The organism is Gluconobacter aidae (genome assembly GCF_009547075.1).
GTDB classification, from domain to species: domain Bacteria; phylum Pseudomonadota; class Alphaproteobacteria; order Acetobacterales; family Acetobacteraceae; genus Gluconobacter; species Gluconobacter aidae.
Map to the genome: position 1 here is coordinate 1 of NZ_WIPH01000045.1, position 15,264 is coordinate 15,264.

Annotated in this window: 12 protein-coding genes; 5 read left to right on the forward strand and 7 right to left on the reverse strand. The window is 55.7% G+C overall.

Annotated features, from left to right (window positions below; translation table 11 throughout):
* From GFJ39_RS12455 to GFJ39_RS12480, 6 genes are all read right to left on the reverse strand, one after another.
* Window positions 1–797 (reverse strand): MFS transporter (locus tag GFJ39_RS12455; protein WP_153431621.1); only part of this gene is annotated, 797 nt, incomplete at its 3' end.
* A gap of 548 nt (window positions 798–1,345) precedes the next feature.
* A complete protein-coding gene (locus GFJ39_RS12460; protein ID WP_153431622.1) occupies window positions 1,346–2,491 on the reverse strand; it encodes a lactonase family protein in 1,146 nt (381 codons plus the stop codon).
* A gap of 43 nt (window positions 2,492–2,534) precedes the next feature.
* Window positions 2,535–3,965, reverse strand: coding sequence for a cytochrome c (locus GFJ39_RS12465; RefSeq protein ID WP_153431624.1), 1,431 nt, complete (start codon window positions 3,963–3,965; stop codon window positions 2,535–2,537).
* Entirely contained in the window at window positions 3,962–5,620 is a 1,659-nt protein-coding gene (locus GFJ39_RS12470; protein WP_153431625.1) for a GMC family oxidoreductase, read from the reverse strand. The genes GFJ39_RS12465 and GFJ39_RS12470 overlap by 4 nt, the downstream gene beginning before the upstream one ends.
* A gap of 3 nt (window positions 5,621–5,623) precedes the next feature.
* Window positions 5,624–6,292 (reverse strand): sorbitol dehydrogenase family protein, encoded by a 669-nt coding sequence (locus GFJ39_RS12475; protein WP_228391945.1) that lies wholly within the window; start codon window positions 6,290–6,292, stop codon window positions 5,624–5,626.
* A 43-nt stretch (window positions 6,293–6,335) separates the two neighbouring features.
* Window positions 6,336–6,752: a GlcG/HbpS family heme-binding protein gene (locus GFJ39_RS12480; RefSeq protein ID WP_325062944.1), complete on the reverse strand. Its 417-nt coding sequence runs from the start codon at window positions 6,750–6,752 to the stop codon at window positions 6,336–6,338.
* A 518-nt stretch (window positions 6,753–7,270) separates the two neighbouring features.
* Between GFJ39_RS12480 and GFJ39_RS12485 the strand changes: the two genes are divergently transcribed.
* Window positions 7,271–8,884 carry a carbohydrate porin gene (locus tag GFJ39_RS12485; protein WP_153431629.1) on the forward strand — a complete coding sequence of 538 codons (1,614 nt, stop codon included), beginning with the start codon at window positions 7,271–7,273 and terminating at the stop codon, window positions 8,882–8,884.
* A gap of 94 nt (window positions 8,885–8,978) precedes the next feature.
* On the opposite strand, the gene GFJ39_RS12490 is transcribed toward GFJ39_RS12485, so the two are convergent.
* Window positions 8,979–9,962 (reverse strand): LacI family DNA-binding transcriptional regulator, encoded by a 984-nt coding sequence (locus GFJ39_RS12490; RefSeq protein ID WP_325062945.1) that lies wholly within the window; start codon window positions 9,960–9,962, stop codon window positions 8,979–8,981.
* Window positions 9,963–10,172: 210 nt separating this feature from the next.
* Between GFJ39_RS12490 and GFJ39_RS12495 the strand changes: the two genes are divergently transcribed.
* The 4 genes from GFJ39_RS12495 (at window position 10,173) to GFJ39_RS12510 (ending at window position 15,264) form a co-directional block, all read left to right on the forward strand.
* A complete protein-coding gene (locus tag GFJ39_RS12495; RefSeq protein WP_228391946.1) occupies window positions 10,173–10,871 on the forward strand; it encodes a gluconate 2-dehydrogenase subunit 3 family protein in 699 nt (232 codons plus the stop codon).
* A gap of 13 nt (window positions 10,872–10,884) precedes the next feature.
* Window positions 10,885–12,663, forward strand: a complete 1,779-nt coding sequence (locus GFJ39_RS12500) for a GMC family oxidoreductase (protein ID WP_153431633.1) — start codon at window positions 10,885–10,887, stop codon at window positions 12,661–12,663.
* On the forward strand, window positions 12,660–13,985 hold the full coding sequence (locus tag GFJ39_RS12505; RefSeq protein ID WP_153431634.1) for a c-type cytochrome: 1,326 nt from the start codon (window positions 12,660–12,662) through the stop codon (window positions 13,983–13,985). The genes GFJ39_RS12500 and GFJ39_RS12505 overlap by 4 nt, the downstream gene beginning before the upstream one ends.
* A 568-nt stretch (window positions 13,986–14,553) precedes the next feature.
* Complete coding sequence (locus GFJ39_RS12510) at window positions 14,554–15,264, forward strand: oxidoreductase (protein ID WP_153431636.1); 711 nt, start codon at window positions 14,554–14,556, stop codon at window positions 15,262–15,264.

Below are 15,264 nucleotides of genomic sequence, written 5' to 3' on the forward strand. Positions count from 1 at the left end.
TCTAGCCCAATTCCCAGCATCAGCAGACGCCGGACCCAGACCTCGCGGAATGCCTGATGCCAGCCGATCTGCTCCGCATCGTCGTCCACGGCTGTATAGATTGCCCGCATTTCATGCCGGACCTGGTGATCGGTAGAACGGATGAGTTCGAGCACATGCCGGGCCTCATCCGTTCGTCCCTGGCTCGCAAGCCAGCGTGGAGAGCGTGGCACGAAAAACAGTCCGATGCCCAGAAACACGGCCGGAACTGCTGCAATCATGAGCATGGTGCGCCAGACCGAGGGTGATTCCGAAAAATGCGCCAGTCCTGCGTTGAGCGTGTAGGCGACAAGCTGTCCCGTGACGATCATCATCTCATTCTGACTGACAAGCCGCCCCCTGCGTCCCGCAGGGACCATTTCCGAAATGAACATGGGAACGAGTGCCGAGGCCCCGCCAACGGCGAAACCGAGAACCGTACGCATGGCGATCATGACCGCAACCGAGGGGGCCTGCGCCGTGCCGATGGCACCGATGACGAACAGCACAGAGAGGGCCATCAGGCTGTCCCGGCGTCCGAACCGATCCGCCATCATTCCGCAAACCAGAGAGCCGAATGCCGCCCCCAGAACCAGTGCAGAGGTTACCAGCCCTTCCGTGAGCGGAGTGAGCCCCAGTCCCCCCTGTGCAATTGGAAGCTGCATGAACGGCAGGGCGCCGGCAATGACGCCCGTGTCATACCCGAAGGCCAGCGCTCCCATCGTGACGACCACGACGGTCGTCGTGATCAGTCTGTTCGCCTCACTGCGTGTTCTCATCCTTCTTACGACAATCCTTCGACTGCGTTCCCTGAAAAACAGTGCACCCAAATGCGCACCGGGCTTGACGGCCTGAGTTATAAACACTCGTTTCAGGGTATAAGTTTCGTCGTTTCGAAGAATAGTTCCTATTATATTTATGAAATATTGTGAAATTAAATTTTTAGGAAAGGTCTGAATTGGGAAGACGGTACATTTTCATGGCCATAGAAATGGCTGGATAAATATTTTCCTGCTGCATGAAAGGTAATGTTTTGTCCTGCAAAAAAAGCTCTGATGAATTTTTCGAGATATTCCTTCTGGGGGGCTGGGTTTGGTCCCCTATTTCCCCTGAGCCCCGCTGTGCCAGTCAACGTCATAAGATCGGTCTTCCGCTATGTCCGAAGCTCTGAAATTGGCGCTGCCTGCCTTTCCACCAGTCTTTTACGGGTGTGTGGTTTGCCCATACAGTCAGGGGGCTCAGAGCTGGCCCCGAAAGTTAGGGAGGACAGGCCTTTCTGCTCCGCGCGAAGAGCAGCAAAAAGGAACACCCAACCAGAAAATTTCCGTTATGGTGAGGTTTTTCCTAAGTCGGCGCCTCCTCCCGGAAGCGAGGTTTCGCCAGCCTTGCGGAGTTGCGTGCCATTCCATGTCAGGGTTAGCAGACTACGATCCATAACGCCCTGGACAAGAATGTCATGCCCATCTGGGGAGAAAGTGAGTCCCTGGGGCCATAGTGTTCCGGGAGCCTGTGCTAGAGGGGTCAGTCGTCCGTCTCTGAATGAGAAAACCGTAACGATTCCCCGATCATGATAGAGCGGAGAGGTAGGAGAGAGTGCGGAGCCGTTCTGCGAGACGACGGCGACGTACTGGCCATCTGGAGAAATATCGAGACCTTCTGGCGCGTTGGGGACGGGAGTGCGCTGGATTTCCCGAATTGGTTCGGCATTCAGATCCAGAACCGAAAGAGCACCTGGTAACCCCTCACCATGGCCCAGCATTCCCATGACGGCGTAATGTCCGTTCTTGCTCAACTGGATGTTCCAGGGCCCCGGTTTGATGTTCAGAGGATGAGGATCGACGGTAATCTGGTCGCCGTTGATATGGAGGGTATAGACTTTATCGGCCTGCCAAAGGCTCACAAGAGCGCGCTTGCCATCGGGAAGGATGGCGAGACCGCCCGGAAAGCCGGAGACGGGCAGTGCAATAACACGCCGGTTGCTCAGGTTGTGTCCGTCAAACCTGAACCAGGTCAGAACGCCGGATTTGCCATTGGCGACGAGAAGATGGTGTCCGTCTGGTGTGAAGCGCGGGGTGGTTGCACCGGGAGCAGATGCGACGCGCTGTATGATTTTCGGCTCTGGGCCGGAAATATCGATGACGGTGATTTCATCATCCGGAACGATTTTTCCGGCTTCAGGATCAGGTTTCGAAGCAGCAGAGACGACGAGGGTCCTGCCATCGGGACTGAAGGTGACGGCGGTAGGCGGCCCGATGACGCTGGTAGGCACATTGATGCTCGTTCGGACCCGCCAGGTGCCGTCGGCTGCTTTTTCGAGGAACGACAGGGAATCTGGTTTAAGGGGGTGCGGCAGAACCTGCACCCCGTTTTGAAGAATGGAGTGCGCATCATTCGCCGACACCACTGTCTGGGCGCGGGTGGAGGAAGCGAACGCAAGCAGTGCGGCACAGGAAAGCAGGCACAGTCTTTGCATCTTTGGGGTCTCCTGGAGACGTTGGACGAAAGAGCGGAAAGCCTCAGGCCTTCGCCTTTCGGGAAAGTCGGATGAAGAAAAGAATGGCGACGGCGAGGGTCAGGGCTGCTCCGATCATCGCGGGGACTGTGAAAGCGCCCAGTTGCGCAATAAGCGGCTTGGGACCACCGGAACGGATGAGCTTCACATCGTCAGGTGTGACTTTGACATTCGGATTGCCGAAGCGCTGCTCAACGTAATTGCTGATATCGGCGATGTCCTGATCGGACAGGGAGTCAACATACGAGCCTGGTCCAAATCCCGGCATATAGGTCGTATGACCGTTGACCTCCCGCCGGACCCCCATGAGGATCGTGGTAATCAGGTTGTCGGCGATCGGGGCGCCTAGGGCCGTATTATGGAAAAGCTGTGGGTAGTACCCGTCCGGGCTGCCCTGGCCGGTTGGGCGGTGGCAGGCCGCACACTCTCCCGAGAAGAGATATTCGCCGCGACTGATCCGGCTGGCGGGCAGAGCACGGTAGACGGATTCACGATCGGAAATTTTCCCGTAGCTTTCGCGGGGGGCTTTGTCCTTGCTGTCCGAAATGGCCGGAACCTGCTTGATGTAAGCAACCATGGCACGGATGTCGGCATCGCTCAGATACTGGAAGCTGTGCTCGATGGCTTCTGCCATGGGGCCGCCCGCCTGAGCTTTTCCGGGAACATCGCCGGTTTTGAGGTAGCGGAAAAGATCGTCGTTGCTCCAGCCGCCAATACCGCTGACAGGGTCCGAAGTCACATTCGGCGCATACCATGATGACAGGGATGCACCGGCCAGGGGGCTGCTTCCCTTTTCCGCCATCATGGCGTTGCGGGGCGTGTGGCAGGTGTCACAATGCGCCAGGGCGTAGGACAGGTAATGCCCGCGATTGACTTCCACGGATTTGGAAGGATCGGGCTTGAAGCGGGTATCATCCAGGAAAAGGGCATTCCAGATCGCCATGGAAGCCCGGATATTATAGGGGAAAGGCAGCTCGGTTTTCTGCGGGCTGCTCTCGACCGGTTTCACCGATGTCATGAAATAGACGTACAGGGCGTGGACGTCGTCATCTGTCAGCTTGGTGTACGAGGTGTAAGGCATCGCGGGGTAAAGATGAGCCCCGTCGCGTCGGATGCCTTCTCGTAAGGCATGGGCGAACTCTTTCTCGGTGTAGTTCCCGATGCCGTATTCTTTTGAAGGCGTGATGTTGGTCGAATAGATCGATCCAAGTGGAGACGCGATGCCATATCCGCCGGCAAACGCTTTGCTGGAGCCGGGTGCCGTGTGACAGGCCGCGCAGTCAGCGGCGATGGCAAGATAATGTCCGCGTTCGGCGACAGCCGTGTTGGGATCAGCGTCCTGCGCATGCGCAAATGTGCTGGTTCCTAGGCCGATTGCAGCGGAAAGGGCAAAATAACCTGGAAGACCCAGGCTTTTCGGGCGTTTTTGTTTCATGCCTGCCCCCGTGCGAAAGCGGCTTTGATGGAATCGGCAGCTTTCAGACCGAGCGCTGCCATGCTGAGCGTGGTGTTGACGACACTGGCAGACGGCATCGCGCCACCGCCGGGAATCCACAGATTGGGGTGATCATGCGCCCGGCAGTCTCCGTCTACGACCGAGTCCTTGGGATCCCGCCCCATGATCGTACCGCCCATGATATGATTGTTGGCGTTATAGTCCGTCGTGATACGGAGTTCGGTGCCACCCAGCAGGCCGGCAATCTGCTTGACCTGGCTGTTGACCGCATCCAGTCCTTTGCGGACATAGTCGCCGACATCGTAATGGATGTCGGGGCAGGCCAGCCCCAGAGGATCCTTGCGGGTTTTGCTCAGCGTCAGGCGGTTTTCCGGATCAGGAAGCGGTTCAAGGCTGATGGAGAGATCAACACCGCATGCTGCACGGCGGCGGATTTCGTCATCAAGCTCTTTGCCGACCAGACCCAGTTTGAGGGCCTGTTCCGTCGCAGGCGCGACGCGGCTGATATTGTTGAGGATCATCTTGTTGGCTGAGTATTCCCGCCGGAAATCTCCGTCCCGGGGGCCGACGATGCAGCTGCTCTGCGCTGGTCCGCGTCCGAACCAGAGAGGCTCGTTGGCCAGGAAGGATGCATGAACGCCCGAGTGGTCCATCATGTTGCGGCCCACCTGATCCGAGGAATTGGCGATGCCATTCGGGTTGCGTTCATTCGCCGCCAGCAGCAGCAGGCGCGGGGTTTCGATACCGTTACAGGCGAGGACGAATGTCTTGCCGGTCGCCTTGTGGGACTGCCGGTGCGCGTCATACCAGTGCACGGCCGTCACGCGGTTGTTTTCATCGGTATCAATACGATAGACGACCGCTTCGGCGATGGTGACAGCGCCTTTGGACTCAGCTTTTTCGATGTGCTGAATGCCATTGTACATGGCCCCGATGGGGCAGATGGGCTGGCAGTTGTTATTGCCACAGCAGGCGGGGCGCTCACCGTAAGGCTCGATACTCCGTCCCTGTGGAATGGGAACGAGATGAAAACCGTGAGGATTGACGATTTCAGCGACCCGACGGTCTCCATACCCGAACGGGATCATGTCCCGGGGGTAGGGGCGGCTCCGTTCCGGAGGGGACTGGAGCGATTTGTCGTGCGGGCCTGAAACGCCCATTTCCTCTTCGGCGCGGCAATAAAACGGTTCCAGCTCGTTATAGGAGATGGCCCAGTCGCGGCCGACGCCATAACGCGTTTTCATCTCGAAGTCGGAAGGAAGATGGCGCCAGCAGGAAGCGGCCCAGTGCCATGTCGTTCCGCCAACGGTGCGGAGATAGCCCTGCTTGAACGCCGAGCCGTTGGGGCCTGACAGGCCTACATAGTCATTGGGCGGAAAATATAAGGGGGCCTGAGCCAGCGGGGACTGGGGATAAAGACCCTGAAAATCTGAATGGAGTCGATTGTGGAACGACATGTTTCGCCAGTTTTCCACATATTCTGCGCGTTTGAGGCGCAGTCCCGCCTCCAGAATCAGTACGGAATGGCCAGCAGCAGCAAGTTCGTTTGCCACCATGCCGCCCACCACTCCGGAGCCGACGACAACGACATCCGCCGATACATCTCCAGAGGATGAAAAGTCCGGTTTGGCCATGGGTTAGTGCTCCTGACGGGGTTTGGGAACGTAGGGGGGAGAAGAGGGCGTGATGGGTTTCAGGGGCGGCGACTGCGGCGGAGTTTTGCTTTCCACGCCGAGAGGGGCCGGGGGCGGTGGCGTCGCCGGAAGCGGAGCATGGATCGGAATACCAAGTGCCGGAGGTGCCTCGGTCCACCATCCTGGACGTGCGAAGCAGTAGGTTGGTACCGGCAGGCCGTCTTTCGTGGGCTGGTACATGAGAGCATTGTAATAGGCGACCATGGGGGCGCCCGTTCTGTCCTCGACTGAACCGGTGTACCAGGCGGCATTGAGGGCCAGAAAAGCCTTTCTCAGGTCGCCGGAGCGCTCGAGAATTTCGCGGGGCTGCCCCCCTTGCGCCGTGACAGAGGCCAGGGCCTGGATTGTGCTTGCATAGCCAGGAAAAGTGGCCTGCATGGCAGCGCAGAGGCGGCTGCTGAGGACCGGATCGAGATCCTGACGCCCGGTGATCGCCCTTGAGATGGCCAGGAATGTTTCATCAAGTGGAGTGGCGGCAAGAGCGCCTGCCTTTCCAAGGACTGAACTGCCGACAGCAACAGAAATACTGCCCATGATGGTGCCGAGCAGCAGTGAGCGGCGCCCCAGGACAGACTGCTGAACAGGGGCGGAAGGATGGCGGCCTTTGGTCATGCCTTGGCTCCTTTTCCACGATGTTCCGCAACAGAGATCATTGTCATTTCAGAGCCCCCACCGCGGTATTGGCGGCATCGGCGTCCTGGGCATTGTTGCCTCCACTGACGCCGATGCCGCCCATAAGCTGGGTATTACGGAATATAGGGACCCCGCCCCCTGCCGGCATGGCATGGGGAAGAGCCAGAACGGCCATTTTCCCGCCGCTCAGAGCCGCTTCGAAAACGGCTGACGGGCGCTTGTAAAAGACAGCGCTGACCGCCTTGCGTTGGGAAAGGTCGATACTGGCGAGCTGTGCTCCCGCCATACGTTCGACCAGAATGGGTTGCCCCGAAGGATCAACCACAGTCACGACGATGCTCGTCTGGTTCGACGCAGCTCTCTTTTCAGCCGCCTGGGCCAGACGGCGCGCCTGAGAAAGGGAAAGGGGTGGGGAAGAGGCTTCTTCCGCTTGAACCACCTGCGGAATGACTCCAGCTCCGAGAATCACTGCACAACAGATGCGTTGCAGGATTCCGCGAGCGTTCTTCGTGGACATATTCCTGAATAGCAGCACGGGACGCGCCTTTCGGTCATATTTCGTAACGGCTAAACGGCATGTGCCACGAGAACCGAGAGTCCACCTAGATCGATCTAATTCACTATATTGTGACAAAGTATGGAAAAATCGGGGATTTGCCGCCGAGGAGAAAGCTGGATTTTTGGCGCTCAATGATGATAAGGGCCGCTATCTCAATGAAAAAACGTTGTTTTTCCTAATTCGAAATCCCCGAAAATTTTAGATCGCTCTAAATTCTTTTTTCAGGTTCTCAATGTCGTGAGGACGTCTTCACAGAATTCGTGATGAGTTCCGCTATGGGAAATGCGAAAATTATATGGCATGCCGCTCCCAGAGAATATGCGAAGTACTGATTCTGCTTTTTCTGGTTGGATGGAGTAGATTGGTGGCTGCATGAAGTATGATTCACTGGAACGAAGATGTTTAAGAATAGGCTTATAATAAGCAATTCGACAGGACGCTCGTTTTATGCGAAAAAAATCTGTAAAAAAATCTTATATGTTTTTTTGATTTATTGCGTTTCTGGTGGATTCCCGTTTTTGTTTGCGAAAGATCAGACCCAGACCCAGACCCAGACCCAGACGAAAGCCCAAGCCCAGAATTTGGGGCCGCAGCAAAATGCATCAACGCCGTTGAATTCGGTTCAGCAGAATGCTCCGCCTCAGTCAGATATCGCCCCAGGCATTTTTACCACATATCCCGCACCTCCTTTGTCTCCTCCGCAGGCAGCGCCTTCTGCAATTACCGAAGGACCGCCTTCCATTTTTCCGGAATTTTTTGGCATGACACCTTGGCTAAGAAAACACGGTATTGGTTTTCATTTTGATAATACAAATGAGTATGCCGGGGCGCTTCAGCACCCAACAAGAGGGCCTCATTATGGAAATTATAGGGATGGTTCGAGTAATGCGGGACAATATTCAGCAAATCTTATTGTTGACTGGGAGCATCTTGCTGGCATCAAGGGGTTTGTGACTCGCATGACGACCGTTGGTCGCTATGGGACAACAGCAAATAGAATGTTCGGTGATTGGCTGGCGCATAGTTCTGAAATCTATGGCGGCGGAGGGAATGTGGTGGTTCATCTCGTCTCGTTGTATGGAGAAGAGAGCCTCTTTGGTGGCCGGTTCCTGATTGCGGGTGGGCGTATGTCCCAGATGTCCGATTTCGCATCGAGCCCTATTTTCTGTAGCTTTCAGAACAATTCTTTCTGCGGACGTCCAAAAGCAGCTGCGGATAGCACCTATTATGGCAGCTACCCTGCAGCGACGTGGGCTTTTCGCATGAAGGGCCGGCCCCGCAAGGATCTTTATATCCAGGCCGGCGTCTATTTCGCCGAAAACGGGATCTATCAGAACTATCAGCACAGGACGGGATTTAAGTTCAACGGTGCCAATATCGTTGGATATGAAATCCCGATCGAAGCTCAGTGGGAGCCCCATTTCGGGCCTCATCATGATCTCCCGGGCCATTACAAGCTGGGATTTGTTTATGATGATGTGCGGCGTGCTGATAATTATTATAACACCGCTGGCCAGTCTTATTATGTATATGGTGGTAAGCAGTTGATGAGAAACTCTTCATGGCAAACATACTTCATGTTTGACCAGAAGTTGATGAACTATCCCGGAAGGTCAAAGTCTGCTGGTTTGACCTTTATGGGTGGTTATATTTACAACTCTCCCCATACGGCTGTTCGCGATTTCGAAGTTTACGGTGCTCTCCTGAGCCAGGGACTTATCCCTGGACGTCCAGAGGACATGTTCGGTGTTGCTTTCTCCTATGTCAGCATCGCACCGGGAACACGTGACACGACCATGGCCATGGTTGCTGCGGGAAAATATTCGGGAATGCCGAACCACGCAACCGGTGTGCAGACCAACGCCGAGGTACTGGAAGTCGATTATTCCATAAATGTGATGCGAGGCGTAACGTTCCGGCCGGATTTTCAGTATTATATCCATCCCAATGGACAGGTCGGGTTGCGTAATTCAGCGATGCTGGGATTCAAATCCTATGTGTCTCTTTTTTAGATCGATCTATGGGATTCGGAACATGAGCACTGCGCAGAGAACAATCGATCCGAGAATTTCCACATCTGAAAAGCCGTCGGAAAATCGCGATGGATCAGGGAAGCTGCCCCCCACAGCTCTGGCGGATCACCAACTGTCCGGAAACCAGGATGCGGGTGCTGGACGTGGCGGGGTTGTCGATCCTGTCAAGCAAGAGGCGCGCTGCATTGCGGCCAACGCCCACCGGATCCGTCACGATGGTGGTCAGGGTCGGAAAAGACACGGCGCTTTGAGGCAGGTCGTCGGCTCCGATGACTGCAAAATCGCGTCCGGGCATTTTTTCTCTGGCCAGCAGATACCCCATGACGGACTGGGCGAGCATGTCATTGTAACAGATAACGGCATCCGGCGGGGTGGAGGAGGCCAGGAGTTCCGGAAAGCTGCCCAGATCGGAGAGGTTCTCCAGATGGGTCGGGATGATCAGGTCGTGTTCCAGCTTGTGTTTTTTCAGGGTCTTTCTGAAACCTTCGAGCCGTTCACGCGCAGCCGAATGTACTGGTCTGCCCCCAAGGAAGGCAATTTTCCGGCGTCCATGTCTGACGAGATGTGTGACGGCCAGGGAAGTTCCGTCCGCATAGTCGGGACCGACATAGTTGCCATTTCTCTGCGAGACGTGGCGGAGAACCTGAACGTAGGGCAGGTGAAGCTGTTCGATTTCAGACAGAAGGGTGTCGGAGCTTCCGGCGGCCGGACAGAGGATGAGGCCGTCCACGCCGTGTTCGCGCAGGCGGCGGATCTGTCGCAGTTGCCTGTCCGGATTTTCAGCGCTGTTGACCGAAATGGCTACAATATTGGCGTCAACGATAACTTCGTCGATCCCCAGCATCAGCTGACTGTAGAATGGGCTGCCAATATCACACAGGACCAGGCCGATCGTGCCGGTTTTCTGGCCTCGCAGGTTCGCGGCGCCGCGATTGTAGATATAGCCCAGTTTATCCATCGCGCAGATGACGCGGTCTCTCGTCTCCAGCGAGACAAGGGGGCTGTCCCGAAGCACAAGCGACGCAGTAGCGCGCGAGACCCCTGCTTCAACTGCCACAGAATTGAGGGTTACCGCTTTTTTCATAACCCTCAGGCGGCCATTACAAGCTGCAATATACCAGAACTGTTCAAAAGCGGACCTTTCCGAGAGCAGATATTCTTACCCCCAATCATTCCACACTTCCGGGTAGGCGGGAAGCGAAAAGGCTGAGGGGGCGATGGGCTGTTTTTCCATGTTGTCAGGTCATGTTTGTCATTGGAGCAAGAAATGAAAATCCCCTCTTCGACGCGGCGTAATTTTACGGCCGGTCTTCTTGGGTCAGCGTCATTCTGGATGTATGGCGGTCATAAAGTCTGGGCCGATGCCCTGCAGTCAGAAAGTACGCAGTCATACAAACCTAAATATTTCAACCATGAGGAATGGCTGTTCCTGAATGCCGCCTGTGCGCGAATATTTCCTGCGGACGCTCATGGACCCGACGCGGCCCTGCTCGGGGCGCCTGAATTCATCGATCGACAGATGGATACGCCTTATGGACATGGAGAGTTGTGGTACATGTCCGGGCCGTTCAAGGAAGGCGCACCGAACCTGGGGTATCAGTTGTCCCTCCCGCCGCGTGACCTCTATCGCCAGGCTATTGCCGCGGCAAATGCCTATGTCCGCGATCATCATCAGGGACAGACTTTCTCCCAACTGGCCATTCCGGAGCAGATCGCACTTCTCAAGGTGTTCGAGCAGGGAAAGATGGCCCTTGGCGCCGTTCCTGCCCACACCTTCTTCGAGCAGTTGCGTCAGAATACGCTCGAGGGTGTTTTTTCCGATCCCCTTTATGGCGGCAACAAGGGCCTGGCGGGATGGACACTGCTCGGCTTTCCCGGCGCGCGCGCCGATTTCATGGACTGGGTCAATCAGAAGGGAGCGCCGTATCCGTTCGGGCCTGTTTCCATATCTGGCGAAACCGCCTGAGGATTTTTGAATTATGTGTGCGAAAAAAGTTGATGCCATCGTCATCGGTGCGGGTTGGGCTGGTTCCATCCTGGCCAAGGAACTCACGGAGGCAGGACTTTCGGTGGTTATGCTCGAACGTGGTGACGAGCGTGCTACGGCAGTCGAAGGGGATTACCCAACCTCCATTGACGAGTTGAGAGGAGCCATCCGTCACCGGCTTTTCCAGAACCTGTCCCAGTCTACGGTGACGATACGGAATATGCCGGATCAGGAGGCCCTGCCTTACCGGCGTCTGGCGGCCTTCCTTCCCGGTGAGGGCGTGGGAGGTGCGGGGCTGCACTGGTCGGGGGTTCATTTCCGTGTGGCTCCGGATGATCTGGCCTTACGCACCAATGTTGTCGCCCGGTACGGAAAGAATTTCATTCCTGAAGGGATGAATCTTCAGGATTACGGCGTGACTTATGAGGAGCTTGAACCGTTTTTCGACAAGGCGGAAAAAGTTTTTGGTACGTCCGGAGAACCTTACACCATCAAGGGAAAGATCGCTGGAAACGGTAACCGTTTTGCCCCCGATCGTTCTGATGCGTTTCCGCTGCCAGCGATGGGAGAGGTCTATTCTGCCAGCCTGTTCCGATCGGCTGCCGCGAATGTAGGCTATCATCCCTATGCGCTCCCTGCGGCAAATGCTTCTGCGCAGTATACCAATCCTTACGGAGTGCAGATGGGGCCGTGCAATTTCTGTGGATATTGCAGTGGGTATGACTGTTATATGTATTCCAAAGCCTCTCCCAATGTGAATATTCTGCCCGCTTTACGGCAGGATCCGAAATTCACGCTGATTACCAAGGCGCATGTTCTCAAGGTCAATCTCGATGCCGACAAGAAAAAGGCGACGGGTGTGAGTTACCTGGATCTGCGCACCAAAAAGCAGGTCGAACTGGATGCCGATCTGGTCATTATCAGCGCCTTTCAGTTTCACAACGTCCATCTCATGCTGCTGTCCGGGATCGGCCAGCCTTATGATCCGCAACAGAACACCGGAACGGTAGGGCGGAACTTCGTCTATCAGACGATCACGACGTCCCGGGCGTGGCTGTCACCCAAGCAGTATACCAATCTTTTCGTTGGAGCCGGGGGCGCAGGGGTCGCCATCGATGACTTCAACAGCATGAACTTCGATCATGGACCGCTTGGCTTTGTGGGCGGGTCGCCTGTCTGGGTCAATCAGGCGGGCGTGAAGCCGATTGCGGCTGCCATTGGCGGCCCTGGCGGCAAAGCCCCCACCTGGGGGGAAGGATACAAGGATGCCATGGTCGATACCTATCGTCATTCCCTGACCATCGACGCGCACGGCAGCAATATGGCCTACAGGGATGTTTATCTGGATCTCGATCCCACCTACAGCAATGCCTACGGTCAGCCTCTGCTCCGGATGACGTTCAACTGGAAAGACAATGATATCCGGATGAACCAGTATGTGGTGGGCAAGATCGAACCCATCATCAAGGCAATGGGGGCCACCAGGTATTCTCTGGGAATGCTGAAGGACGGAGAGGTTTTCGACACCCGCCGGTATCAGACCACGCATCTTGGCGGTGGGGCCATCATGGGAACCGATCCCAAGACAAGTTGCGTCAACCGATATCTGCAGAGCTGGGACGTCTCGAATGTTTTCGTGATCGGCGCCAGCGCATTCCCGCAGGGGATGGGATATAACCCGACCGGAATGGTCGCAGCCCTGGCATACTGGGCCGCCTATCATATCCGGACGACCTATCTGAAAAACCCAGGTCCGATGGTGCAGGCATGAAGTACGGTTTGTTCACCCGCGCAGCGTTTTTTGGCGTTGCCGCTCTGCTGGCAGGTTCGGTTTCTGAACTGCGGGCCGAGGATACGAGTGCCCTGATCGCTCAGGGAAAATATGTCGCGGAAGCCTCCGACTGTAGCGCATGCCATACTGTCCGGGGCAGGGGTGAGTTCGCAGGGGGAATGGAATTCAAGCTTCCTATTGGATCGATCTACTCATCCAATATTACACCTGATCCCACCCACGGCATTGGGGCTTATTCTGAAGCGGAATTCTCCCGTGCGGTGCGTGAAGGCGTACGTCGGGACGGGGCAAGCCTTTATCCAGCCATGCCGTTTCCTTCGTATGCCCGCATGAGCGACGGCGACATTCACGCCCTGTATGTCTATTTCATGAAAGGTGTGCAGCCGGTTGCGCAGGCAGTCCCGCCCAACGGCATTCCGTGGCCTTTGTCCATCCGTCTGCCAATGAGCGTCTGGCGAGCGGTATTTTCGCCTTCCGTTGTCGCGGCCCAGAAGGATGTCAACCGGTCTCTGCCTGATGGAATAAGGCGTGGGGCTTATCTGGTCGAGGGACCTGGGCATTGCGGGGCGTGTCATTCGCCGCGGGGCATGGCTTTGCAGGAGAAAGCTCTTTCAAATAGCAGCGGGTCGCTTTTTCTTTCGGGAGGGGCTGCAATCGATGGCTTTGTACCGACAAGTCTGCGGCAGGATCAGCGTACCGGACTGGCGGGATGGTCTGAAGACGATATCGTGCAGTTCCTCGCTACAGGTCGTAACCGGCGCGGCGAAGCATTCGGGGGCATGACAGATGCCATTTTCCATGGAACGCAGCATCTGACGGATGCGGATCTCCATGCAATGGCGCGGTATCTGCTCTCTTTGCAGTCCCATCAGCCAACTCTTTCGGCATGGCATTATGATCCGTCAGCTGCTACTGCGCTACAGGCGGGAGACGCCTCTGCACAGGGAGCCAAGGTTTATGTGGATCACTGCGCGGCCTGCCACCGTTCTGATGGTCGTGGATATGCTCCTGCCTTCCCGCCATTGGCCGGCAATCCTGTTCTCATGAGTGATGATCCCGCGTCTTTGGTGCATGTAGTCCAAAGTGGCGCGGTTCTGCCGGGCATGATCAAAGCGCCGTCTGCCTTCGCCATGCCGGCATACTCAGGCATACTGAGTTCGCAGCAGATTGCTGATGTCGTCACTTTCATCCGTAAGGCCTGGGGCAATAATGCCGCTCCGGTCACTGCCGCAACAGTGGAAGAACTGCGGAAATCAGCCCCCGAGCCTACGATTCAAAAAGGTATTATCCCTTTGAATTAAACGCAGGCTTTATAAGTCCAACATAATACGCAGGAAAAATGGCCGAAAAGAAGATTTTCGGCCATTTTCTTTGAAGCGATGGTTCGCTGCATCGGACGGCTATGGAGAAACTTCACACAAAGATCGGGCAGTTGCCGGCGGAACGGGATTTTTTACGGGATGCCACTGTGCGGTTGGGTGTGTTCAGAGGCGGCAAATGTCTCGGCATCTTTGCTGTCTCGGACATGATGTCGGGCGCAAGGGCATTCGCCGGCTCATGGTGAAGCTGGCTCATAGGGCAGCCCGCCACTCGGGTGAAGTGATGTATCATCAAACCCTTGGACCAGGATATGCGAAGCGAGTTTCTGTTGAAACGCGTTATTTTCAAAGACTGCTTCAGATGACTGATCGCTTTTAACAGGGGGCGCGTCAAAAACTTGTAGTCTTACACATGTACCGTGTCATACTACTGATGGTAAAGCCTGAAAAGGTCAGACATACCTGTTCCCTATTTGCATAACAGCGTCCTGACAAACAAATGATCTCGGCTCGCTATCAGGTCGCTACACGATGCGATAATCCTTTCAGAATGACGATCACATCTCCTATCCGCGTTGCTCTTATCGGCTATGGCTTTGTCGGCAAGACATTTCATGCACCCCTGCTGGCAGCGGAACCCCGCCTTGAGCTGACCACTGTGGCATCGAGCAACGCACAGAAGGTTCATGCTGATTTTCCAGACGTCACGGTCATCAACGATCCCCTGGAAGCAATTTCGTACCCCGACATTGATCTTGTTGTCATTGCAACTCCCAACGAGAGCCATGCCCCTCTGGCCCGTGCGGCCTTGCAGGCCGGAAAACACGTCGTAATTGATAAGCCTTTTACTATCGATACGGCAGAAGCCCGCGACCTGATCGCACTGGCCAAAACCCATGATCGACTTTTATCTGTGTTTCATAACCGCCGTTGGGATAGTGATTTTCTCAGTGTGCGTGACCTGATCGAAAGTGACGAAATCGGGTCAGTCGCTCATTTTGAATCGCATATTGACAGATATCGACCTGAAGTGCGCGACCGCTGGCGGGAAAGAAGCAGCATTGGGAGTGGGATCTGGTTTGACCTTGGCCCGCACCTGATTGACCAGGCATTGCAGCTCTTTGGTTTACCCCAACAGGTTCAAGCCTCCCTTGCATGCTTGCGGACTGGTGCCATGACGGACGACTGGGCCCATGCTCTGCTGCATTATGAAAACTGCCAGATCATTCTTCATGCCAGCATGCTTGTCGCAGGCGGATAG